At 71.5% G+C, this 23,598-nt stretch carries 22 protein-coding genes; 19 read left to right on the top strand and 3 right to left on the bottom strand.

The features are described from left to right. The first annotated feature begins 84 nt into the window (after positions 1 to 84). From QNO07_RS08925 to QNO07_RS08915, 3 genes are all read left to right on the top strand, one after another. Positions 85 to 1,320 (top strand): site-2 protease family protein, encoded by a 1,236-nt coding sequence (locus tag QNO07_RS08925; RefSeq protein ID WP_283991144.1) that lies wholly within the window; start codon positions 85 to 87, stop codon positions 1,318 to 1,320. Between the two features lie 99 nt (positions 1,321 to 1,419). Next, a complete protein-coding gene (locus QNO07_RS08920; RefSeq protein WP_283991143.1) occupies positions 1,420 to 2,328 on the top strand; it encodes a tRNA (adenine-N1)-methyltransferase in 909 nt (302 codons plus the stop codon). 174 nt (positions 2,329 to 2,502) lie between these two features. Then, positions 2,503 to 3,066 carry a hypothetical protein gene (locus QNO07_RS08915; RefSeq protein ID WP_283991142.1) on the top strand — a complete coding sequence of 188 codons (564 nt, stop codon included), beginning with the start codon at positions 2,503 to 2,505 and terminating at the stop codon, positions 3,064 to 3,066. 74 nt (positions 3,067 to 3,140) lie between these two features. On the opposite strand, the gene QNO07_RS08910 is transcribed toward QNO07_RS08915, so the two are convergent. Next, complete coding sequence (locus QNO07_RS08910) at positions 3,141 to 3,449, bottom strand: ferredoxin (RefSeq protein WP_283991141.1); 309 nt, start codon at positions 3,447 to 3,449, stop codon at positions 3,141 to 3,143. A 241-nt stretch (positions 3,450 to 3,690) separates the two neighbouring features. Between QNO07_RS08910 and arc the strand changes: the two genes are divergently transcribed. The 5 genes from arc to prcA all read left to right on the top strand — a co-directional run bounded on the left by arc (position 3,691) and on the right by prcA (position 9,509). Further along, on the top strand, positions 3,691 to 5,457 hold the full coding sequence (arc, locus tag QNO07_RS08905) for a proteasome ATPase (RefSeq protein ID WP_283991140.1): 1,767 nt from the start codon (positions 3,691 to 3,693) through the stop codon (positions 5,455 to 5,457). Between the two features lie 217 nt (positions 5,458 to 5,674). After that, on the top strand, positions 5,675 to 7,186 hold the full coding sequence (dop, locus tag QNO07_RS08900) for a depupylase/deamidase Dop (RefSeq protein ID WP_283991139.1): 1,512 nt from the start codon (positions 5,675 to 5,677) through the stop codon (positions 7,184 to 7,186). Positions 7,187 to 7,307: 121 nt separating this feature from the next. Further along, the gene (locus QNO07_RS08895; RefSeq protein ID WP_283991138.1) at positions 7,308 to 7,526 is read left to right on the top strand and encodes a ubiquitin-like protein Pup; all 219 of its coding nucleotides are present in this window, start codon (positions 7,308 to 7,310) and stop codon (positions 7,524 to 7,526) included. A 318-nt stretch (positions 7,527 to 7,844) separates the two neighbouring features. Beyond that, the gene (gene prcB / locus QNO07_RS08890) at positions 7,845 to 8,690 is read left to right on the top strand and encodes a proteasome subunit beta (RefSeq protein WP_283991137.1); all 846 of its coding nucleotides are present in this window, start codon (positions 7,845 to 7,847) and stop codon (positions 8,688 to 8,690) included. Positions 8,691 to 8,714: 24 nt separating this feature from the next. Beyond that, positions 8,715 to 9,509, top strand: a complete 795-nt coding sequence (gene prcA / locus QNO07_RS08885; protein ID WP_283991136.1) for a proteasome subunit alpha — start codon at positions 8,715 to 8,717, stop codon at positions 9,507 to 9,509. A 168-nt stretch (positions 9,510 to 9,677) separates the two neighbouring features. On the opposite strand, the gene QNO07_RS08880 is transcribed toward prcA, so the two are convergent. Continuing rightward, a complete protein-coding gene (locus tag QNO07_RS08880) occupies positions 9,678 to 10,697 on the bottom strand; it encodes a LacI family DNA-binding transcriptional regulator (protein ID WP_283991135.1) in 1,020 nt (339 codons plus the stop codon). Between the two features lie 94 nt (positions 10,698 to 10,791). Between QNO07_RS08880 and QNO07_RS08875 the strand changes: the two genes are divergently transcribed. The 11 genes from QNO07_RS08875 (at position 10,792) to QNO07_RS08825 (ending at position 22,595) form a co-directional block, all read left to right on the top strand. Further along, entirely contained in the window at positions 10,792 to 12,051 is a 1,260-nt protein-coding gene (locus tag QNO07_RS08875; protein ID WP_283991134.1) for an MFS transporter, read from the top strand. A 9-nt stretch (positions 12,052 to 12,060) separates the two neighbouring features. Further along, positions 12,061 to 13,422 (top strand): Pup--protein ligase, encoded by a 1,362-nt coding sequence (gene pafA / locus QNO07_RS08870; protein WP_283991133.1) that lies wholly within the window; start codon positions 12,061 to 12,063, stop codon positions 13,420 to 13,422. 133 nt (positions 13,423 to 13,555) lie between these two features. After that, positions 13,556 to 14,497: an FKBP-type peptidyl-prolyl cis-trans isomerase gene (locus QNO07_RS08865; protein WP_283991132.1), complete on the top strand. Its 942-nt coding sequence runs from the start codon at positions 13,556 to 13,558 to the stop codon at positions 14,495 to 14,497. A gap of 48 nt (positions 14,498 to 14,545) precedes the next feature. Further along, complete coding sequence (locus QNO07_RS08860) at positions 14,546 to 14,920, top strand: FKBP-type peptidyl-prolyl cis-trans isomerase (RefSeq protein WP_283991130.1); 375 nt, start codon at positions 14,546 to 14,548, stop codon at positions 14,918 to 14,920. Positions 14,921 to 15,075: 155 nt separating this feature from the next. Next, complete coding sequence (locus tag QNO07_RS08855; protein WP_283991129.1) at positions 15,076 to 16,029, top strand: helix-turn-helix transcriptional regulator; 954 nt, start codon at positions 15,076 to 15,078, stop codon at positions 16,027 to 16,029. Between the two features lie 14 nt (positions 16,030 to 16,043). Next, entirely contained in the window at positions 16,044 to 17,003 is a 960-nt protein-coding gene (locus QNO07_RS08850; protein WP_283991128.1) for a helix-turn-helix transcriptional regulator, read from the top strand. Positions 17,004 to 17,080: 77 nt separating this feature from the next. Further along, positions 17,081 to 17,296 carry a hypothetical protein gene (locus QNO07_RS08845; RefSeq protein WP_283991127.1) on the top strand — a complete coding sequence of 72 codons (216 nt, stop codon included), beginning with the start codon at positions 17,081 to 17,083 and terminating at the stop codon, positions 17,294 to 17,296. 214 nt (positions 17,297 to 17,510) lie between these two features. Further along, positions 17,511 to 17,792: a Sec-independent protein translocase subunit TatA gene (tatA, locus tag QNO07_RS08840; RefSeq protein ID WP_283991126.1), complete on the top strand. Its 282-nt coding sequence runs from the start codon at positions 17,511 to 17,513 to the stop codon at positions 17,790 to 17,792. A 77-nt stretch (positions 17,793 to 17,869) separates the two neighbouring features. Next, positions 17,870 to 18,796, top strand: a complete 927-nt coding sequence (tatC, locus tag QNO07_RS08835) for a twin-arginine translocase subunit TatC (RefSeq protein WP_283991125.1) — start codon at positions 17,870 to 17,872, stop codon at positions 18,794 to 18,796. 143 nt (positions 18,797 to 18,939) lie between these two features. Continuing rightward, positions 18,940 to 21,759 (top strand): DEAD/DEAH box helicase, encoded by a 2,820-nt coding sequence (locus QNO07_RS08830; protein ID WP_283991124.1) that lies wholly within the window; start codon positions 18,940 to 18,942, stop codon positions 21,757 to 21,759. Between the two features lie 155 nt (positions 21,760 to 21,914). Further along, positions 21,915 to 22,595: a MerR family transcriptional regulator gene (locus QNO07_RS08825; RefSeq protein WP_283991123.1), complete on the top strand. Its 681-nt coding sequence runs from the start codon at positions 21,915 to 21,917 to the stop codon at positions 22,593 to 22,595. Positions 22,596 to 22,676: 81 nt separating this feature from the next. On the opposite strand, the gene QNO07_RS08820 is transcribed toward QNO07_RS08825, so the two are convergent. After that, positions 22,677 to 23,534 (bottom strand): siderophore-interacting protein, encoded by an 858-nt coding sequence (locus QNO07_RS08820; RefSeq protein WP_283991122.1) that lies wholly within the window; start codon positions 23,532 to 23,534, stop codon positions 22,677 to 22,679. Between the last annotated feature and the right edge of the window lie 64 nt (positions 23,535 to 23,598).

Raw genomic sequence — 23,598 nt, 5'->3', positions numbered from 1 at the left:
CCATCGACGGGAGCACCGGTGGCCCCACGGGGCAGCAGCAGACACGCCGCGTGGTGCGCGACCAAGCAGGACCGAGGGGAGCCCGTGGGAGACACGGACAACAGCGGGAAGCCGACGCAGCCGACCGGGGAGAAGTCCCCGGGGAACGGCCGTCCCCGGCGCCCGCGCGAAGGCGGCGGCAACATCCTCATGGGCCGCCCCTTCGGCGTGCCCGTCTACGTGGCGCCCAGCTGGTTCCTGGTCGCGGCCCTGATCACCTGGGTGTTCGGCGGGCAACTCGACAGGGTCCTGCCTGAGTTGGGCGCCGTCCGCTACCTCATCGCGCTCTTCTTCGCCGTGGCCTTCTACGGCTCCGTCCTGGTGCACGAACTGGCCCACACCGTGGCCGCGCTGCGGTTCAAGCTGCCGGTGCGGCGCATCCAACTCCAGTTCTTCGGGGGCGTCTCGGAGATCGAGAAGGAGTCCGAGACCCCGGGGCGGGAGTTCGTGCTCGCCTTCGTCGGGCCGCTGCTCTCCCTGGTTCTGGGCGGCGTGTTCTACCTCGCCATGCAGCCCGTCGAGCCGCGCAGCGTGCCCGGCGTGCTGCTGGCCGGACTGATGATCTCCAACCTCATCGTCGCCGCGTTCAACCTGCTGCCGGGCCTGCCGCTCGACGGCGGGCGCATGCTGCGGGCCGTGGTGTGGAAGTTCAGCGGCGACCCGATGACCGGCACCGTCGCCGCCGCCTGGACCGGACGCGGCCTCGCGGTCGCGGTGCTGATCGGTCTGCCGCTCGCCACCCACGCCGGCGGCCTCTCCCGGGGCGAGGGTGTCAGCAACCTCAACTCGCTCACCGACGCGCTGCTCGCCGCCATCCTCGCCGCGATCATCTGGACCGGCGCCGGCAACAGCCTGCGCATGGCCAGGCTGCGCGCCCGCCTGCCCGACCTGCGCGCCCGGCGCCTTACCCGCCGCGCGGTCCCCGTCACAGCCGACACACCGCTGTCGGAGGCGCTGCGACGCGCCAACGAGGCCGGTGCGCGGGCGCTGGTCGTCGTCGACGGCCAGGGCGACCCGACCGCCGTCGTGCGCGAGAGCGGCATCGTCCCCGTGCCCGAGCACCGCCGCCCCTGGGTACCGGTGGGCACACTCGCCCAGGACCTCACCGACGGCATGCGGGTCTCCGCCGAACTGGCCGGCGAGCAGCTCATCGACCACCTGAAGGAGAACCCGGCCACGGAGTACCTCGTGGTCGAGGAGACCGGGGAGATCTACGGCGTGCTCTCCACCAGCGACGTAGAGCGGGCGTTCGTGGCCGCGATGGCCAAGCAGTCCGGCTGAGTCCGCCCGCACCCCGGCGGACGGCGCGGGCGGGTCGGTCACGGCGGCCGGTACGGCCCCGATTCGGTCCCCGCAGCGCACTGGACTAGGGTTGCCCCCATGTCCGAACCGACCGGTGCCGCCCGCCGTCGCGGCCCCTTCCAGGTCGGGGACCAGGTCCAGCTCACCGACCCAAAGGGACGCCACTACACCTTCACGCTCGAGGCCGGGAAGAGCTTCCACACCCACAAGGGTGCCTTCCCCCACGACGAGCTGATCGGTGCTCCCGAAGGCAGTGTCGTCCGTACCACCGGAAACGTCGCCTACCTCGCGCTGCGCCCCCTGCTCCCCGACTACGTCCTGTCCATGCCGCGCGGAGCGGCCGTCGTCTACCCGAAGGACGCCGGCCAGATCCTCGCGATGGCCGACATCTTCCCCGGTGCGCGGGTGGTCGAGGCCGGTGTCGGCTCCGGCTCGCTGAGCACCTTCCTGCTGCGCGCCGTCGGCGACCAGGGCATGCTGCACTCCTACGAGCGCCGTGCCGACTTCGCCGACATCGCCCGCCAGAACGTGGAGCGCTACTTCGGCGGCGAGCACCCCGCCTGGCAGCTCACCGTCGGCGACCTCCAGGACAACCTGGCCGACACCGACGTGGACCGGGTCGTGCTCGACATGCTCGCGCCCTGGGAGTGCCTGGAGGCGGTGTCCAAGGCCCTGGTGCCCGGCGGCATCGTCTGCGCCTACGTGGCCACCACCACCCAGCTGGCCCGCACCGTCGAGGCGATCCGCGAGCACGGCACGTTCAACGAGCCGTCCGCCTGGGAGACCATGGTCCGCAACTGGCACATCGAGGGCCTCGCGGTCCGCCCGGACCACCGCATGATCGGCCACACCGGCTTCCTGCTCACCGCCCGGCGCCTCGCCGACGGCGTGGAGCCGCCGCTGCGCCGCCGCCGCCCCTCCAAGGGTGCCTACGGCGACGACTACACCGGCCCCGGCAAGGAGGCCGCAGCGCGCTCCGGCGCCTGAGAGCCCGCACGTACCGCGGCCGGATCCCCCCGGGGGTCCGGCCGCGGGCGTGTCGGGGCCGGAAAGCCGATCACCGTCCCGGACGGTTGGGCCCCGCCCCGGCGTTCCCACGCGATGTGACCTGTGGCACCATGCTGGCACTCCCATCGGCACGGCTCCCAGGAGAACTCCCGCGTGCAGCCCTCCGCAGGCCAGGACCTCCCGCACACCCGCGCCCGCGCGGTGCACTGGCTCGCCACCGCGGGCGCGCTCGCCGGTCTGCTCGCCGCCGCCCTGCTCATGCCGGCCGGCGCGCAGGCGACCGGCGACCCCGAACCGGCCGACGCCGGCACGGGTGACGCCCCCGATCCCGAGAGAGCCGACTACCCCCTCGACTGCGGGCCGTGGGGGACGGACGTGATCAGCCGCCACGCCACCGACTTCGACGGCGACGGCCGACGCGAGACGGTCGCCGTGGTGCGGTGCTCAAGCGGTATCGGCACGCCGCCGAGCGGCGTCTACGTGCTCGCGGCACGCCGGGACGGCACCGTCCGCATAGCCGAGACGCTGGTGGACCCCGGCGAGCAGCTCTCCGTCTCCGACTTCCGGGTCGACGAGGGGAGTATCTCCGCGAAACTGCACGGTTACTCCTCGGAGTCCGTACCGCGCTGCTGCCCCGACCAGGAGCGGGACGTCAGCTGGCAGTGGCGGCAGGGCGAGTTCGCCCTCCGCGCCGCGCCGCACACCGCGCCCGTCTGAGCGGGCCGCGCTGACGCGGGCGAGCAGGGGCCGCCGGACTCGGACCCGCCGGGCAGGGGCCCTGGCGGGTCCGGTCAGGAGGCCTCGGCGCTGTCCGGGCCGTACACCTCGACGCTGTCCGCGACCCGGCGCACGTGGATGCACTCGCCGGGGCACTCGCGGGCCGAGTCCACCACGTCGGTCAGCAGCGGCAGCGGCACGGGGACGGTGGCGCCCGCCGCCGTCCGCAGCTCGTCGTCGGCGCCCTTGACGTAGGCCAGGCCGTCGATGTCCAGCTCGAAGACCTCCGGCGCGTACTGGGCGCAGATGCCGTCACCGGTGCAGAGGTCCTGGTCGATCCAGACCTCGAGCTCGCCGGTCGCTGCCTCGTGTCGCACGGTCATGTCGCCTGCCGTTCCTGCCTGCGGTGCTCATGGAAGCCAACTTGGAAGGGTGTTGACCCCTCCGACGATAACAACCGGCTGCTTCCGGAGGTCGCCGGGTGGGTATCCCCCTGACGTGAGGGAGTGCGCAAGGGTGAAGATCGGACACACCCCGACAGTCTTTGTGATCTAGGGGTTTCAACCACTGCGGGCCCAGGTAGGGTCAGGAAGCGTCCAGCTCCCCCTGGAGGAGGTGAGGACCGTGGCAGCCCACGACGACGACATGAACCGCGGCATCCGGCCCGGTCGGGGTTCCGAAGACCCGGCTGGCCAGGTTGCCTTTCTCGAGCAGGAAATCGCCGTCCTGCGCCGCAAGCTCGCCGACTCTCCGCGCCACACTCGAGTTCTCGAGGAGCGGATCGTCGAGCTTCAGACCAATCTGGCCGGCGTGTCCGCGCAGAACGAGCGGCTCGCCAACACGCTGCGTGAGGCCCGCGACCAGATCGTCGCACTCAAGGAGGAGGTCGACCGGCTCGCTCAGCCGCCTGCCGGTTTCGGTGTCTTCCTGCAGGCCAACGAGGACGGCACGGCCGACATCTTCACCGGGGGCCGCAAGCTCCGGGTGAACGTCAGCCCCGGCGTCGAGCTGGAGGAGCTCCGGCGCGGCCAGGAGCTGATGCTCAACGAAGCGCTCAACGTGGTCGAGGCCATGGAGTACGAGCGCGCCGGCGACATCGTCACGCTCAAGGAGGTGCTGGAGGACGGCGAGCGTGCGCTGGTCCTCGGGCACACCGACGAGGAGCGGGTGGTCCGGCTCGCCGAGCCCCTGCTGCAGACGACACTGCGGGCCGGTGACGCACTCCTCCTGGAGCCGCGCTCGGGGTACGTCTACGAGGTCGTGCCCAAGAGCGAGGTCGAGGAGCTCGTCCTCGAAGAGGTCCCCGACATCGACTACACCAGGATCGGCGGCCTCGGCGGGCAGATCGAGCTGATCCGGGACGCCGTCGAGCTTCCCTACCTGCACCCGGACCTCTTCAAGGAGCACGAGCTGCGCCCGCCCAAGGGTGTGCTGCTCTACGGCCCGCCCGGCTGCGGCAAGACGCTCATCGCCAAGGCCGTCGCCAACTCGCTGGCGAAGAAGGTGGCAGAGGTGACCGGCCAGCCGGCCGGGAAGAGCTTCTTCCTCAACATCAAGGGCCCGGAGCTCCTCAACAAGTACGTCGGCGAGACCGAGCGGCACATCCGCCTGGTCTTCCAGCGGGCCCGTGAGAAGGCCAGCGAGGGCACACCCGTCATCGTCTTCTTCGACGAGATGGACTCGCTGTTCCGGACCCGGGGCTCGGGCGTCAGCTCGGACGTGGAGAACACCATCGTCCCGCAGCTGCTGTCGGAGATCGACGGTGTGGAGGGCCTGGAGAACGTCATCGTCATCGGCGCCTCCAACCGCGAGGACATGATCGACCCGGCGATCCTGCGGCCCGGCCGGCTGGACGTCAAGATCAAGATCGAGCGTCCGGACGCCCAGGCGGCCAAGGACATCTTCTCGAAGTACCTCACGCCGAACCTGCCGATCCACTCCGAGGACCTGGCCGAGAACAACGGCAACCGTGAAGCCGCGGTCGCCGGAATGATCCAGTCCGTCGTGGAGCAGATGTACGCCGAATCCGAGGAGAACCGCTTCCTCGAGGTGACGTACGCCAACGGCGACAAGGAAGTCCTCTACTTCAAGGACTTCAACTCCGGAGCGATGATTCAGAACATCGTCGACCGGGCGAAGAAAATGGCCATCAAGGCGTTCCTCGACCACAACCAGAAGGGTCTTCGCGTCTCCCACCTGCTCGCCGCATGCGTCGACGAGTTCAAGGAGAACGAGGACCTGCCGAACACCACCAACCCGGACGACTGGGCCCGGATCTCCGGCAAGAAGGGCGAGCGGATCGTGTTCATCCGCACCCTTGTCACCGGAAAGCAGGGTGCCGACACCGGCCGGTCCATCGACACGGTGGCGAACACCGGCCAGTACCTGTAAGAAGACACCGTCCGGCTGCGGCTGCCCGACCGGGCAGCCGCAGCCGGACCGTTTCGACAAAGGTCCGCTGCATTCTCCCCACCGCCGCCGGAGCCGCCTAGGCTCGGGCGTGACGCCGGCCGGCGCAGTGCGGTTCAGGAGGCCGCACACGGGACGGATGCGCAGCGGGACTTGAGCGGTGGGCCACTGCGGGCCACCGCCGGGCAAGGAGGGCCGCATGACCGTACGGCGAGTAATGGGCATCGAGACGGAGTACGGGATCTCCGTCCCCGGGCACCCCAACGCCAATGCCATGCTCACCTCGTCCCAGGTGGTAAACGCCTATGCCGCGGCGATGCACCGGGCCCGGCGGGCCCGGTGGGACTTCGAGGAGGAGAACCCGCTGCGGGACGCCCGGGGCTTCGACCTGGCCCGGGAGGCGGCAGACTCCAGCCAGCTCACCGACGAGGACATCGGCCTCGCCAACGTCATCCTCACCAACGGCGCGCGGCTCTACGTGGACCACGCCCATCCCGAGTACAGCTCGCCCGAGGTCACCAACCCGCTCGACGCGGTGCTCTGGGACAAGGCCGGCGAGCGGATCATGGCCGAGGCCGCACGCCGGGCCGCCGAGGTGCCCGGTGCCCAGCCGATCCACCTGTACAAGAACAACACCGACAACAAGGGCGCCTCCTACGGCACCCACGAGAACTACCTGATGAAGCGGGAGACGCCGTTCTCGGACATCGTCCGGCACCTCACCCCGTTCTTCGTGTCCCGGCAGGTGGTCTGCGGGGCAGGCCGGGTCGGGATCGGCCAGGACGGCGGCGAGCACGGCTTCCAGATCAGCCAGCGCGCCGACTACTTCGAGGTCGAGGTCGGCCTGGAGACGACACTCAAACGGCCGATCATCAACACCCGGGACGAACCGCACGCCGACGCCGAGCGCTACCGGCGCCTCCATGTGATCATCGGCGACGCGAACCTCTCGGAGCTGTCCACCTACCTGAAGCTGGGCACCACCGCCCTGGTGCTGTCCATGATCGAGGACGGCTTCATCGCCGTCGACCTCGCCGTCGACCAGCCCGTGCGCACGTTGCACCAGGTCAGCCACGACCCGGACCTGCGCCGACTGGTCACCCTGCGCAGCGGGCGCACGCTGACCGCCGTGCAGCTCCAGATGGAGTACTACGAGCTGGCCCGCAAGTACGTCGAGGAGCGCTGGGGCGCGGACGCCGACGAGCAGACGGTGGACGTGCTGACCCGGTGGGAGGACGTGCTGACCCGGCTGGAGCGGGACCCGATGAGCCTGTCGGGTGAGCTGGACTGGGTGGCCAAGCGGGAGCTCATGGAGGGCTACCGCCGCCGTGACGGCCTCGACTGGGACGCCGCCCGCCTCCAGCTCGTCGACCTCCAGTACGCGGACGTGCGCCCCGACAAGGGCCTCTACAACCGGCTGGCGGCCCGCGGCCGCATCACCCGGCTGCTGGACGAGGCCGACGTGGAGCGTGCCAGGACGAAGCCCCCGGAGGACACCCGGGCGTACTTCCGGGGCCGCTGCCTGGAGAAGTACGCCGACGACGTGGCCGCGGCCTCCTGGGACTCGGTGATCTTCGACCTGCCCGGCCGGGACTCCCTCCAGCGGGTGCCGACCCTGGAGCCGCTGCGCGGTACCCGGGCGCACGTGCAGGAGCTGCTCGACCGCTGCCGCACCGCGGAGGAACTCGTCCGGGTGCTCTCAGGCAGCTGAAAACGTCCCGAGCCGGGAATCATCCGGGCCGTCCCCGGGCGTTGTAGCAAAACAGGGTCCGATGTCAGTCCCTGCTTGTAGGGTCTGATCTTGAACGACTAATCCGAGCGGGGTGAGCTGTATGGCAACCAAGGACACCGGCGGCGGACAGCAGAAGGCGACGCGCTCCACCGAGGAGACCGAGCAGCAGGCGGAGGAGACGCAGGCCTCCGAGGACCTCAAGGAACGCCAGGAAGCACTGACGGACGACGTCGACTCGGTTCTCGACGAAATCGACGACGTCCTCGAGGAGAACGCCGAGGACTTCGTCCGGTCGTTCGTGCAAAAGGGCGGCGAATAGGGCTCGGCCGTCCGCCGCAGACCGCGGCGCACGGAATTCGCCGTCCAGCCGTGAGACGGCCGGGAGCGCGTGACGCGCTCCCGGCCGTCTCAGGGCTTCCCGGTACCTCCCGTCAGGGGATGCCGCGCCCGCCGCGCCCCTACACGCAGCTGTGGCGGTACCGCCACAGCTGCTGCGGCAAAGCATGTGGATCACGATCACCGGGCGGGTAGGGTCCCCGACGTAACCCTTGCACCAGCCGCCCCTCCGGGCGGCGGAGCAGTCGAAGCACCGGTCGGACGTCACGGGGCGTACGGCCGCATACGTGGAAGGAAACGCGTGGAAGCCAACACTCGTGGCACCGGGCGTCTGCCGGCTGCCTTCCTGACGCCCGGTTCGTCGTCGTTCATGGACTTCCTGTCCGATCACGCTCCCGAGCAGCTGCCGGGCAACCGGCCGCTGCCGCCCGTGCAGGGTGCCGTCCAGGCACCGCACGGCACCACCATCGTCGGGGTGACCTTTCCCGGCGGAGTGGTCCTGGCCGGTGACCGCCGGGCGACCATGGGCAACATGATCGCCCAGCGCGACATCGAGAAGGTCTTCCCCGCCGACGAGTACTCCGCGGTCGGCATCGCCGGCACCGCCGGTCTCGCGGTGGAGATGGTCAAGCTCTTCCAGCTGGAGCTGGAGCACTTCGAGAAGGTCGAGGGCGCGCAGCTGTCCCTGGAGGGCAAGGCCAACCGGCTGTCCACGATGATCCGCAGCAATCTCGGCATGGCGATGCAGGGACTGGCGGTGGTCCCGCTCTTCGCCGGCTTCGACACCGTGCGTGCGAGGGGCCGGATCTTCTCCTACGACGTCACCGGCGGCCGGTCGGAGGAGCACGCCTTCGCGGCGGTCGGCTCCGGCTCGGTCTTCGCCCGCGGCTCCCTGAAGAAGCTCCACCGCCCCGACCTCACCGAGGAGCAGGCGGCCACCGTCGTCGTCCAGGCGCTGTTCGACGCCGCGGACGACGACTCGGCCACCGGCGGCTCCGACATGGCCCGCCGCATCTACCCGGTGGTCGCCGTCATCACCGAGGACGGCTACCGCCGCCTCCCCGAGCAGGAGGTCGCCGAGGTCGCCCGCGCGGTCCACGACGGCCGGCTGCAGCTCCCCAACGGGCCCCAGGCCCCGGTTCTCTAGGCACAGGAAGGGACGGGAAAGCCGGTGTCCACGCCGTTCTATGTCTCACCCCAGCAGGCCATGGCCGACCGCGCCGAGTATGCCCGCAAGGGCATCGCGCGCGGACGCAGCGTGGTGGTGCTGCAGTACACCGAAGGCATCGTGTTCGTCGCGGAGAACCCCTCCAGGGCGCTGCACAAGGTCAGCGAGATCTACGACCGCATCGCCTTCGCCGCGGTCGGCAAGTACAACGAGTTCGAGAACCTGCGCATCGGCGGCGTCCGCTACGCGGACCTGCGCGGGTACACCTACGCCCGCCACGACGTGACGGCCCGCGGGCTCGCCAACGTCTACGCGCAGACGCTCGGCACCATCTTCTCCAGCGTCGGGGAGAAGCCCTACGAGGTGGAGCTGATCGTCGCCGAGGTCGGTGAGGCGCCGGAGGACGACCAGATCTACCGGCTGCCGCACGACGGGTCCATCGTCGACGAGCACGGCTCGGTTGCCGTGGGCGGCAACTCGGAGCAGATCGGCAACTACCTCGAGGAGCGGCACCGCGACGACATGTCGCTCGCCGAGGTGCTGCAACTGGCCATGGAGGCGCTGACCAGGGACAACAACGGCGGGGAGCGCACCCTGACCGCCGACCAGCTCGAGGTGGCGGTACTGGACCGCGGTCGGCCGCAGCGGAAGTTCAAGCGGGTGCTGGGCGGGCAGCTGGCGCGCCTGCTGGAGAAGTCCCCGGCCGCCGGAAGCACCGGCACCAGCGGCACCGCCGGAAGCACCGGCACCGCAGACGCGGATGCCGACCCGGAGGCCGGTCCCACCGCGTCGGAGTGACGACCGGGTCGGGATGACCGGCCCGGCGCCGCCGTCCCGGGCGACCCGTGCGCTGACGCGCCGGGCCGCCCGGGACGGCGGCGCGTCTGTGCGGCGGCCCGCGCTACGAGGCGCGCGCCGCTCGGGCACGCGTCGATCCGGTGCACACCTCACTCAGGCGCGCACCGCTCAGATCCAGCCCGGGGCCGGGCCCGTGGAGCCGCGGCGCACGAGCTCGACGGGCAGCACCGCCGTTGCCGGCGCCTCGCCCGCGAGCACGGCCAGCAGCGCGCGCATCGCCGCCGCGCCGGCCTCCTCTGCCGGGAGGCGCACGGTGGTCAGCTCCGGGTCGACGGCGGTGGCCAGGCCCAGGTCGTCGAACCCGCTCACCGACACGTCGTCGGGCACCCGCAGCCCCAGCCGCCGGGCTGCCTTGCACGCGCCGGCGGCCAGCAGGTCGTCATCACAGATGAGCGCGGTGGGCCGCGGCTCGGCGGTGAGCAGGCGCCAAGCGGCCTGGAGGCCGTCCTGGACGCTCAGCGAGGGCGACTCGGCCCGTTGCAGCCGGACGCCGGGGGAGGGCCGCAGCGCCTCGTGCAGCGCCTCGCTGCGCACCTCGAAGGTCCAGCTGGGCACTCCGGCGGCCAGATGGCCCAGGTGCCGGTGCCCCAGGCCGATCAGGTGCGCCACGGTCTGGCGCATACCGTCGGCGAGGTCCACGTTCACCTTCGCCGCCGAGTCGGTGCGCGCCGGGTCGCTGTCCAGCATCACCAGCGGCAGCCCGTTCCCGCTGAGCGCGCCCAGGGCCTCCGCGGCCATCGAGGAGGCGATGACGCCGTCCAGGGCGGTGCGGGCCGAGGCGAAGGGGTCCCGGGCGCGTCCGATGCCCTGGGGCGAGGGGTAGAGCACCACGCCGAAGTCGTGCTCGGCGGCGACCCCGGCGGCGCCGGTGTGCAGCCGGGCGAAGAACTCGTTGGTGAGCGCGGGCACCACCAGCAGCGCGGTCCGGGTCAGTCCGGTGCGCAGGCTTTGGGCGGCGAGGTTGGGCCGGTACCCCAGCTGCCGGGCGGCGGCCCGCACGGAGTCCGCCGTGGCGGCGGAGACGCGCCCGCGCCACTTGTCGCGCAGCACGAGGGAGACGGTGGCCTGCGACACCCCGGCGGCTCGGGCGACGTCCCGGCTTGTGGGCCGCGAGCGGGCGGTGGGCACTGCGGCACTCCGGCTGCTGGATGGACCTGCGGACTGGGGACATGGTACGTATGGCGTCCGACGTTATACGTAAAACCTGTGGAGGTGCCGCCGGATGGCGACGGGTTATGGGGAGTTGCTGCGTGCCAGGCACGCGGTGCGCCTGCTGGTCGGAACGCTCGTCGGCCGTCTGCCGAACGCGACGGCACACATCGCGATCGTGCTGTTCACCCGTGCGGAGGGCGGGAGTTACACCCTCGCCGGCGTGCTGGCCACGGTGTACGGCCTGGCCACGGCGGTGGGCCAGCCGCTGCTCGGCCGCGCGGTGGACCTGCTCGGCCAGCCCCGGGTGATCCTGCCGTCCGCGGTGGTGTCCGCGCTCGGCATGGCCGCCTTCGCACTCGTCGGCATCGACCCGCTGCCGCTCGCCGCCGCGGCCGTTCTGGTCGCGGGCCTCTTCACCCCGCCGCTGGAGGGCGGTCTGCGGGCCCTGTGGCCGAGCGTGCTCAAGCGTGAGGACCGCGTGCACACCGCCTACGCGCTGGACTCGGTGGCCCAGGAGGTCATGTTCACCGTGGGGCCGCTGCTCGTGACGCTGGCGGTCGCGGTGTGGTCGGAGGCCGGCGCGCTCCTGGTGGTCAACGTGCTCGGGGTGCTCGGCGCGCTCTCGGTGGTCGTCTCGGCACCCTCCAGGGCGTGGCGCAGCGCGCCCCGGGAGGCCCACTGGCTGGGCGCGCTGCGTTCGTCCGGGCTGCTGGCGCTGCTCGGTTCGTTCCTCTTCGTCGGCATCGCGCTCGGCTCCATCACGGTGGCCGCGGTGGCGTACGCGGACGGAAACGGCGGCGACCTCGTCTACGCGCTGATCATGTCCGGCATCGGGTTCGGCGCGCTCGTCGGCGGCCTCACCTACGGTGCGCGGCAGTGGACGGGCGAGCCGGAGCGCCGGCTCCGGGTGCTCATCGGCCTGCTGGCCCTCGGCTACCTGCCGCTGGCCGCGGTCCCCGGGCCGGTGGCGATGACCGTGCTGGCCTGCGTCGCCGGTGTCTTCCTGGCACCCGCACTGAGCTGCGCCTTCGTGGTGGTGGACCGGCACGCGCCGCGCGGCACGGTGACCGAGGCCTTCTCCTGGCTGGTGACCACCTTCGGTGTCGGAGCGGCGCTGGGCACCGCGGTGGTGGGCCCGGTGATCGAGGGGGCGGGCGCGGCGGGCGGCTTCGCCGTGCCGGGCGCCGCGGGGTTGGCCGCGCTGCTGGTCCTGCTCCTGACGAAGCGGGCGCTGGCACCGCCCCGCGCACCGGTCGGGGCGGTCCCGCTCGCGGAAAATGATCGCAACGGCACGCCCGAAGCCGGTTTCAGAACGGGGCATCAGGCGTAATGTTCACTCATGGACCGCCGAATCTTCGGGCTGGAGAACGAGTACGGCGTCACATGTACGTTCCGGGGGCAGCGACGCCTGTCCCCTGACGAGGTGGCGCGGTACCTCTTCCGCCGTGTCGTGTCATGGGGCCGCAGCAGCAACGTCTTTCTGCGCAACGGGGCCCGTCTCTACCTGGACGTGGGCTCGCACCCGGAGTACGCCACTCCCGAGTGCGACAACCTGACCGAACTCGTCACCCACGACAAGGCGGGCGAGCGCATCCTCGAGGGCCTGCTGGTGGACGCCGAACGCCGGCTGCACGAGGAGGGCATCGCCGGCGACGTCTACCTGTTCAAGAACAACACCGACTCGGCCGGTAACTCCTACGGCTGCCACGAGAACTACCTGGTCGCCCGGCACGGGGAGTTCTCCCGGCTGGCCGACGTCCTCATCCCCTTCCTCGTGACCCGCCAGCTGATCTGCGGTGCGGGCAAGGTACTGCAGACGCCGCGCGGCGCGGTGTTCTGCGTCAGCCAGCGAGCCGAGCACATCTGGGAGGGCGTCAGCTCGGCGACGACCCGCTCCCGGCCCATCATCAACACCCGCGACGAGCCGCACGCCGACGCCGAGCGCTACCGCAGGCTGCACGTCATCGTCGGCGACTCCAACATGTCCGAGACCACGATGCTGCTCAAGGTCGGCGCCACCGACCTGGTGCTGCGCATGATCGAGGCGGGCACAGTGATGCGCGACCTCACCCTGGAGAACCCGATCCGGGCCATCCGGGAGGTCAGCCACGACACCACAGGGCAGCGCAAGGTGCGGTTGGCCAACGGCCGGGAGGCGTCCGCGCTGGAGGTGCAGCAGGAGTACTTCGACAAGGCGGTGGACTTCTGCGAGCGCCGCGGTATCCGCACCGGCGTGGTGGAGCAGGTCCTCGAACTGTGGGGCCGCACCCTGGAGTCGATCCGCGCCCAGGAACTGGGCAAGATCGCCACCGAGATCGACTGGGTCATGAAGCACCAGCTGATCGAGCGGTACCGGGCCAAGCACAACCTGACGATGTCCCACCCGCGGGTCGCGCAGATAGACCTCGCGTACCACGACATCCACCGGCGCCGCGGGCTCTACTACCTGCTGGAACGCAACGGACAGGCCGAGCGGATCTGCAACGACCTGAAGATCTTCCAGGGCAAGTCGGTGCCGCCGCAGACCACCAGGGCGCGGCTGCGCGGCGACTTCATCCGGCGTGCGCAGGAGCAGCGGCGGGACTTCACCGTCGACTGGGTCCACCTCAAGCTCAACGACCAGGCGCAGCGCACGGTGTTGTGCAAGGACCCCTTCCGCTCGGTCGACGAACGGGTGGAGAAGCTGATCGCGGGTATGTGACGCCGCCTGCGGGCGTGTGCGACGGGTGAGGTACCGGTCGCTTCGTGGTGTCGGGGGTGGCCGGTGGGCCGGAGCTTCCCCGTAGGGTGGCAAGGGCAGTACCCGCCTACCCCCGATACCGCGAGTTGGGCCCATGAATCCGAAGAAGTCTGTGCGCCGCGTCGCAGCGGCGCTGCTCGTTCCCCTGCTGTTGGTCTCCGCCGCCGCGTGCGGCAGCGACGGCGACGGCGACTCCAAAGAATTTCCGGCCGTGACCGGAGAGGCGGGAAAGAAGCCGAAGGTCGCCAAGGGGGAGGGAGACCCTCCCGAGGAGCTGAAGGTCAAGGTCCTCAGCGAGGGCAAGGGCGAGGAGGTCAAGAAGGGCGACACGCTCAACGTCGACTACCTCGGCCAGCTGTGGGACGGCAAGGTCTTCGACAACAGCTACGACCGGGGTTCCGCGTTCACCTTCGAGGTCGGTGCCGGGAACGTCATCGAGGGCTGGGACGAGGGTGTGGCCGGGCAGAAGCTCGGCAGCCGCATCGAACTCGTCATCCCCCCGGACAAGGGCTACGGCGAGCAGGGCTCCCCTCCCACCATTCCCGCCGACTCGACGCTGGTCTTCGTGGTGGACCTGAACAAGACGGTCCCCACCAAGATCGACGGCAAGCCGGTCGAGAAGCAGGACCCCGAGCTTCCGAAGGTCGGCACCGAGATCGGTGAAGAGGCGCCCAAGATCGAGGTGCCCAAGGACCAGGACGCGCCGAAGAAGATCGTCAGCAGCACGGTGATCCAGGGCGACGGCAAGGAGGTCGGCGCCAAGAGCACCGTCTTCGCCCACTACACCGCCGTGCTGTGGAACGACGGCAAGCTGGCGGCGGACACCTGGCAGCAGGGCGGCCCGCAGGAGATCCCGGTCGCCGGCATCGGCGACCAGCCCGGGATTCCTGGTTGGGAAGAGGGGCTGAAGGGGCAGAAGGCGGGCAGCCGCGTCCTGATCATCGTTCCCGAGGACGAACTCACCAAGGACCAGCGCGAGGAGTTCAAGTCCCCGGTCGTGTTCTCGGTGGACGTCATCAGCGTCGACGAGAAGTGACGTGCGAGGATTGACCGGTTTTCCGCGCAACTCTGCTAGGAGCAATTCGTGAGCATCGAGAAGCCCGAGGTCGACTTCCCCGAGGGCGAGCCGCCGGCCGACCTGGAGATCAAGGACATCTGGGAGGGCGACGGCCCCGTCGCCCAGGCCGGTGACACCGTGTCAGTGCACTACGTCGGTGTGGCCTTCAGCACCGGCGAGGAGTTCGACGCCTCCTGGAACCGCGGCACGCCGCTGCAGTTCCAGCTGGGCGTCGGCCAGGTCATCGCCGGCTGGGACCAGGGCGTGCAGGGCATGAAGGTCGGCGGTCGCCGCCGGCTGACCATCCCGGCGCACCTCGCCTACGGCGAGCGCGGCGCCGGGGGCGGCGTGATCAAGCCCAACGAGGCCCTGATCTTCGTCTGCGACCTGGTGGCGGTCTGACCAGTCCCGTGCCCCGAGGGCGCGGCGCACCCGTACCCGGGCCCGGCCCCCGCTACCAGGCGGGGGCCGGGCCCGGGCTCCGTTGAACGCGTTTTGGCACCCCGGTCAGGTAGCGGTACGGTCATCGGTCGGGACCTGCCAGAAAGAAGGCTTCGATGGCCATCGCCAAGGCCGAGCGGTTGATGAACCTCGCACTGTGCCTGCTCGGGACCCGTCGCCCGCTGACCAAACGGGAGCTGAGGACCTCCATAGAGGCCTACCTGGAAGCGGGCAGCGACGACGCGTTCAACCGGATGTTCGAACGCGACAAGGACGATCTGCGTGAACTCGGCCTGGTCATCGACACGGTGGAGAACCTGGAGGGCGAAGCCGCCTACCAGGCCCGGCGGGACCTCAACCGGCTGCCGGCGATCACCCTGGACCCGGCGGAGGCAGCCGCCCTCGGCGTCGCCGCCAAGGTCTGGCAGCAGGCGAGGCTCGCCGGCGCGGCCAGCGGCGCCCTGCAGAAGCTGAGGGCGGCCGGCATGCCGCTGGCCGACGACCCCTACGGCGGGTACGGCAGCCTCGAACCGCGCATCCCGGCACACGAGGCCGCGTTCGAGCCGCTGATGCTCGCCTGCCGGGACCGGCGCCCGGTCGTCTTCGAGTACCGCAGGTCCAACTCCCCGCACCCGCAGAAGCGTCAGGTCGAGCCGTGGATCCTGGAGTGCTGGCGCGGGCACTGGTACCTCGCCGGCTGGGACCGGGACCGCCGTGCCGAACGTGTCTTCCGGCTCTCCCGCATCACCGGCCCCGTGCGCTCCCGGGCCGGCGCGTACACGGCCGAGGTGCCCGACCAGGTACGGGTGCGCGAGACGGTCGAGCGCTGGGCGGGGGAGTCCGCGACGGCCACCGCGCGCATCCGGCTGCGCCGGGGTGCCGGCTACCCGCTCCGCGCCCGGGCCGGCGAGGTGCGCGATCTCGGCGACGGCTGGGAGGAGTTGGAGATCCCGTACGGGCACGGCCTGGACGCCTGGCTGGTCGAGTTCGGGCCCGACGTCGTGGTGCTGGAACCGGCCGAGCTGCGGGCCGACGTCGTGGACCGGCTGCGCGCCGTGGCCAAGGGCTGAGGGGGAGGACCGGCATGGCTGCCAACGCCATCGACCAGACCAGGCGACTGCTGTCCCTGGTGACGTACCTGCGGGAGCGCCCGGGGGCGAGGGTCGACGAGGTCGCCCGCGCCTTCGGCATCACCCCCGACGAGCTGATCTCCGACCTGCACGTGCTGCCGATGTGCGGCACCAGCTTCCGCGGCGGGGACCTGCTGGACATCGACACCGACGGCGAGCACATCTGGTGGCACAACGCGGAGGCCAGCGACTCCACCGGTGAGCCGCTGCGACTCGCCGCCGACGAGGCCACCGCGCTGCTCGTCGCGGCCCGCGCCGTCGCCACCCTGCCGGGGCTGCGGGCCGGGGACCGGGAGGCCCTGCTGCGGGCCACCGCCAAGCTGGAGACGGCCGCCGGGGAGAACGCGGGCGCAAGCTCCCGCCTGTCGGTGACCTTCGAGTCCGAGGGCGGCGTCTTCGCCGACGTCGACCGGGCCATCGCCGAACGCCGCCGCCTGTGGCTGCGCTACTACTCCCCGGCGCGGGACGAGCTGACCGAACGCGAGGTGGACCCGGTCCGCCTCTTCGTCCTCGGCCACACCTACATGGAGGCGTGGTGCAGGCTCTCGGAGGCAAGGCGCACCTTCCGGCTCGACCGCGTCGCGGAGATCCGCCTGCTCGACGAGCCCGCAGACCCGCCGTCAGTGACCCCGCGCGACCTGTCCGAGGGCCTGGTCCAGCCCTCCGCGGACGACCCGGAGGTGGTGGTCGAGGTGGGGCCGGGCGGACGCTGGGTCGCGGAGTACTACCCGCACGACAGCGCCGAGGAACTGCCCGACGGCGGCCTGCGCATCACGCTGCGCACCCCCGACCCGGCGTCGCTGCGCCGCCTGGCCCTGCGGCTGGGGCAGGACGGGCGGATCACCGCGCCGTCCGAGCTGGCCGACAGCGCGCGCCGCGCGGCGCAGGCGGCACTGGCCGCCTACGACCACTGACCGACGGGACCGGCCGCGACGGCGGCGCCGATCGGGTCCTTCCGATCGGCGCCGCGGGCCTCGGCTACGCTCGACCCATGCTCTGGCCGATGTTCTTCCTCACACTCGCCTTCTGCGGTATCGCGGTGCTGGGCGTGCTGGCCGTACGGGTGGCCCTGGAGGTCCGCCGCTTCTCGGCCGCCGTCGGGGACAGCGCGGAACGCATCACGCGGGCTGCGGAGGACCTGGAACGGGCCGCCGTGCCGCTGGCCGGACGAGCCGGAGCCCCGGCCGACGGGCAGCGCCGCAGCTGAGGGCGGCGGCCCGCCCGTACCGTCCCGGCGGCCTCAGGGCCCTGGACAGGCGACCAAACGGCCAGGCGGGGGAAGCCGTGGCCAGGGGGACGCACGGGCATTGCCCGGTGTTTACCCCCGCGCGTTACGATGACTGCCCGGACGACGGTCGGACACCTGGCCGCACGGCCGCCCCGGCAACATCCACATGGCCTCGGTGAGAAGGTAGGCACTCATGCCCGGTCAGATCGGAATCTGGCAGCTCGTCATCATCATCGGCCTCATCGTGCTGATCTTCGGCGCCAAGCGGCTGCCCGACACCGCTCGTGCCCTCGGCAAGTCGCTGCGCATCCTCAAGAGCGAGACCGCGGCCATGAAGAACGAGAGCAACACGGCGGACGGCGCCAAGTCCGGCACCGCGGAGGAGACCACCGCGCCCCGGACGATCAAGGCCGCCCCCGGTGACGTCAGCAGCTCGCGCCCTGTCGAGGAGCCGAAGCACACCAACCAGGGCTGACCGGCCCACTCGGTTCACACCACAGGTTCCGGGCCGCCGCGCCGCCAGCCGGCCGCCCCACGAGACGAGGACGTGGGTTGCTCAAGTCCGCCCGCAAGAAGGCCGAGCCCAGCGATCCCGAGGGCCGGATGCCTCTGGTCGAGCATCTGCGGGAGCTGCGCAACAGGCTGGTCAAGGCGCTGCTGGCCATCGTGCCGCTGATGATCGTCGCCCTGTTCTTCGCCAAGGACATCGGGGAGTTCATCACCGACCCCGTGCCTGTCTGCGCCACGGAGGCGGAGGCGGCCCGGCAGGGCGGTCGATGCGCCGTGCTCTCCCAGATCGGCCTCACTTCGCCCTTCACCACCTACGTCAAGGTGGCGCTGATCGCCGCCCTGGTGGCCGCCGCGCCGGTCTGGCTCTACCAGATGTGGGCGTTTCTCGCTCCCGGCCTGCACCGGAACGAGAAGAAGTACGCGCTGTCCACGGTGGCCTTCGGCACCCCGCTGTTCCTGGTCGGCGCCTACCTCGCGTGGTGGGTGCTGCCGCACGCCGTGCCGGTGCTGCTCAGCTTCAGCCTCGACGGCTCGACCAACCTGATCACCGTCGACGACATGGTCGACATCTCGGTCAAGCTGGTGCTCGCCTTCGGCCTGGCCTTCCAGCTTCCCCTGGTGCTCGTCCTGCTGAACCTCGGCGGGGTGCTGACCGGGCAGCGCATGCTCAGCTGGTGGCGGGGCATGGTCATGGGCATCGCCGTGTTCGCCGCGGTCGTCACCCCGACCGACCCGCTGTCCATGCTGGTACTGGCCGTACCCATCACCGCCCTGTACTTCGGCGCGGTCGCCTTCTCGCTCTTCAACGACCGCCGCCGGCTGGCCCGGGACACCGAGGCCGCGATCAGCGACAACGAGGCGTCCGACCTGGACCTGACCCCGGAGCCGGTGGCCCCGAGCGGCCCGCTCACCGAGCAGCAGGGCGACGACGGCATCCCGCGCCGCGGCGGCTACGACGACGCGACCTGACCGGCCGGCCCCGGGCTCCGCGCCCGTCCCACCCGCTCACCCGACGCGCCCCGCGTGCCGCTCCGGCCGTGGGGCGCCGGCGTGGCGGGGCGCCGGTAAAGATCGTGTGGGTTGTCGGGGGTGGCCGGTAGGCTCGGTCCACGATGACCGAGGACATGTCCCCTGCCGAGAGCTACGCCGCCGCCCGTCGGCGCGCAGCCGAGCAGGCCACCGCGCTGGCCCCTTTCCGCGAGATGTACGACTTCGAGCTCGACCCCTTCCAGCTCGACGCCTGCAGGGCGCTGGAGTCGGGTAAGGGCGTGCTGGTCGCCGCACCGACCGGTTCCGGAAAGACGATCGTCGGCGAGTTCGCCGTCCACCTGGCCCTCACCCAGGGCCGCAAGTGCTTCTACACCACGCCGATCAAGGCGCTGTCCAACCAGAAGTTCAACGACCTGGTGAAGCGGTACGGTGCCGCACAGGTCGGGCTGCTCACCGGCGACAACAGCGTCAACGCGGACGCGCCGGTGATCGTGATGACCACCGAGGTCCTGCGGAACATGCTGTACGCCGGCTCGCAGGCGCTGCGCGGCCTGGGCTACGTGGTCATGGACGAGGTGCACTACCTCTCCGACCGGTTCCGCGGCGCCGTGTGGGAGGAAGTGATCATCCACCTGCCCGACTCGGTGACCCTGGTGTCCCTCTCCGCGACGGTCTCCAACGCGGAGGAGTTCGGGGACTGGCTGGACACCGTGCGCGGCGACACCCAGGTGATCGTCTCCGAGCACCGCCCGGTCCCGCTGTGGCAGCACGTGCTGGCCGGCCGGCGGCTGTACGACCTGTTCGAGGAGAAGGGCGGAAAGCGCGAGGTCAACCCGGACCTGGTGCGGATGGCCCGGATGGAGAACAGCCGGGTGGCCGGGCCGCGGGAGCGGCGACGCGGCCGGGACGTGCGGGAGGCGGACCGCGAGCGTGAACGCCGTCAGCGGTCCCGGATCTGGACGCCGAGCCGTCCCGAGGTGATCGACCGGCTGGACTCTCAGGGCCTGCTGCCCGTCATCACCTTCGTCTTCAGCCGGGCCGGCTGCGAGGCCGCGGTGCAGCAGTGCCTGTACGCGGGCATGCGGCTCAACAACACCGCCGAGCGCGAGCGGGTCAGGGAGATCACCGAGCGCCGCACCGCCTCCATCCCCGACGAGGACCTGCACGTCCTGGGCTACTTCGAGTGGCTGGAGGGGCTGGAGCGGGGCATCGCCGCCCACCACGCCGGCATGCTGCCGACCTTCAAGGAGGTCGTGGAGGAGCTGTTCACCCTCGGCCTGGTGAAGGCGGTCTTCGCCACCGAGACGCTGGCGCTGGGCATCAACATGCCCGCCCGCTCGGTGGTGCTGGAGAAGCTCGTGAAGTGGAACGGCGAGCAGCACGCCGACATCACCCCCGGCGAGTTCACCCAGCTGACCGGGCGGGCCGGGCGGCGCGGCATCGACGTCGAGGGCCACGCCGTGGTGCTCTGGCAGCGAGGCATGGACCCGGGCGCGCTCGCCGGTCTGGCCGGTACCCGCACCTATCCGCTGCGGTCCTCCTTCCGGCCGTCGTACAACATGGCCGTCAACCTGGTCGGCCAGTTCGGCCGGCACCGCTCACGCGAGTTGCTGGAGACGTCCTTCGCACAGTTCCAGGCCGACCGCTCGGTGGTCGGCATCTCGCGCCAGGTGCAGAAGAACGAGGAGGGCGTGGCCGGTTACCGCGAGGCCATGACCTGCCACCTGGGCGACTTCGAGGAGTACGCGCGGCTGCGCCGCAAGCTGAAGGACCGGGAGACGGAACTCGCCAAGCAGGGCGTGGTGCAGCGCCGGGCGCAGTCGGCGGCGTCCCTGGAGAAGCTCCGGGCGGGCGACATCATCGAGGTGCCCACCGGCAAGTACGCCGGTCTCGCCCTGGTGCTCGACCCGGGTCTGCCCGCCGGGCGCAGCCCCGGCCACGGGGGCCACGAAGTGCACGACGGGCCGCGGCCGCTGGTGCTCACCGCGCAGCGCCAGGTGAAGCGGCTGGCCGGCATCGACTTCCCCGTGCCCGTGGAGGCGCTGGACCGGATGCGCGTCCCGAAGTCGTTCAACGCCCGCAGCCCGCAGTCGCGCCGGGATCTCGCCTCGACTCTGCGCAGCCGGGCGGGCGCGGCCCTGGACGGCGCATCGCCGCAGCGCCGCCGCAAGCAGCAGCGTGCGGCGGCTGCCGACGACGCCGAGCTGGCACGGCTGCGGACGGAGATCCGGGCCCACCCGTGCCACGGCTGCGACGAGCGGGAGGACCACGCCCGCTGGGCCGAGCGCTACCACCGGCTGACCCGCGACACCCGCCAGCTGGAGCGGCGCATCGAGGGCCGGACGAACACCATCGCCCGCACCTTCGACCGGGTGTACGCACTGCTGTCGGACCTTGCGTACCTGCGAGGCGACGAGGTCACCGAGGACGGCAAGCGGCTGGCCCGGCTCTACGGCGAGCTGGACCTGCTGGCGGCCGAGTGCCTGCGGGAAGGGGTGTGGGACGGCCTGCCGCCCGCCGAGCTGGCGGCCTGCGCCTCCGCGCTGGTCTACGAGGCCCGCTCGGCAGACGACGCGATGCCGCCGAAGGTGCCCGGTGGTGCGGCCCGGACGGCGCTCGGCGAGATGGTGCACATCTGGGGGCGCTTGGACGCGCTGGAGGAGCAGCACCGCATCAACCAGGCCGAGGGCGTCGGCCAGCGCGAGCCCGATCTCGGGTTCGCCTGGGCCACCTACCGCTGGGCGGAGGGGCACGAGCTGGACGCGGTGCTGCGCGAGGCCGAGATGCCGGCTGGTGACTTCGTGCGCTGGTGCAAGCAGGTCATCGACGTGCTGGGCCAGCTCGCCGCCGCCGCTCCCGAGGGGAGCACGGTGTCGGCGAACGCCCGCAAGGCGGTCGAGGCGATGCGCCGCGGTGTTGTCGCCTACTCCTCCGTCGGCTGACGGGCGGCCCGGGCGCCGGTCCCGCACCCCGTGGCGGGACCGGCAGCTGAATGGATAGTAGAAGTATCCGTTAATGGATAGGGGTACTATCCATAGTGTCGAGCGGGTACACAAGGGCACTCGCCTCGTCGGCGCCGGCCGGGGATGATCACTGCATGCGCATCGGTGAACTCAGCAGGCGGACCGGCGTGTCCGTGCCCACGATCAAGTACTACGTCCGCGAGGGACTGCTGCCGCCCGGAGAGCTGAGCCGGCCGAACCAGGCCAGCTACGGCGCCGAGCACGAGCGCCGACTGCGGCTGATCCGGGCGCTCATCGAGGTCGGCGGCGTCTCCGTCGGCCGGGTGCGCGAGGTCGTGCAGGCGGTGTCGGAGGCCGACCGGCCCGTGCACAAGGCGCTCGGTGTGGTGCAGCACAGCATCACCCGCCCGGTACCGGACGGGGCGAACGGCGGGGGAGAGCTGGACGAGGCCCACCGGGCGGCGGCCGGGCGGGTGACCGCCCTGCTCGACGGGCTCGGCTGGGCAGTGTCTTCCGAGCACCCGTCCGCCCGGGTGCTCGTCGAGGCGATCGCGGCGATGCACCGGTTGGGATACACGTCCTTCGCGGACCGGTTGGAGGAGTACGCGGCCGCGAGCGAACTCATCGCCCGTGCGGATCTGGCCTCGGTGGCGGACGTCGGGTCCACGGCGGCGATGGCCGAGGCCGTGGTGGTCGGCACGCTGCTGGGTGACAGCGCGCTGGGCGCGCTGCGCCGGCTGGCCCAGCGGAACGCCTCCGCCGGGCAGTTCGGCGAAGGCGTTCCGCGCGCGGCGCCGCCCGCCGACGACTGCTGAGCCCTTGGCGGGGCTGGTTTCGGTGCGGCCAGGGCGGCGGGGTGAGAGGCAGTGCGACGCGGTCGGGAGCCGGTCGAGCGGTCAGGGGGCGGCCGGCGTCGCCGCTGTCTCCTGCTCGGCCTCGACCTGGGCGTTCCACTGGGATTTGGACGCCTGCCAGCCGTCCTCGTCGTGGCCGGCCCGCCAGTAGCCCGAGACCGACAGCAGCTCGCGGGGCAGGTTGCGGTCCAGTCGCAGGTGGCGCCGCAACTCCTTCACGAAGCCGGCCTCTCCGTGCACGAAGGCCTGGACCCGGCCTTCGGGGAAGTCCAGCGCCCGCACGGCGTCCACCAGCAGGCGACCGGGCGGGGCGCCCTCGCGGTGCAGCCACACCACCTCGGCGCCGGGCGGGGCGGTGAGCCGCTGCTCCTCCGCCGGTCCCGCCACCTCGATCAGGACCCGGGCGGAAGCGTCCGCCGGAAGCCGGTCCAGGGCGGCGGCGATCGCCGGCAGTGCGCTCTCGTCGCCGGCGAGCAGGTGCCAGTCGGACTCCCGGCTCGGTGCGTAACCGCCGCCGGGGCCCAGCAGGTGCACCACGTCGCCCGGTTTGGCACCCGCCGCCCAGGGGCCGGCAATGCCCTCCTCGCCGTGCACCACGAAGTCGAGTGTGAGCTCGGCGGTCTGGGCGTCCCAACGGCGCACCGTGTAGGTGCGGGTCACCGGCCACCGGTGCCGGGGCAGCTCCTCGCGGACCTGTGCCAGGTCGAACGGCTCGGGCAGCTCGGTGCCGGGGCGGGGGAACACCAGCTTGACGTAGGCGTCGCTGTGCCCGCCGACGGGGAAGCCCTCCAGCTCGGGTCCGGTCAGCACCACCCGGACCATGTGCGGGCTGAGCTGCTGGGTCCGGAGTACGGTCGCCCTGCGGACGCGGGGCTTGTTGCGGGCCGGTCGCTCTGGCACGGTACCTCCCGGGCACTGCTAGGTTAGGTGACCCTAACCTAGCAGTCCGTCGGATGGGGCTGCG

This window comes from Streptomyces sp. 549 (assembly GCF_030124175.1).
GTDB lineage: Bacteria > Actinomycetota > Actinomycetes > Streptomycetales > Streptomycetaceae > Streptomyces.
The sequence above is the reverse complement of the archived record's forward strand: the minus strand, read 5'-3'. Positions and strand labels throughout refer to the sequence as shown.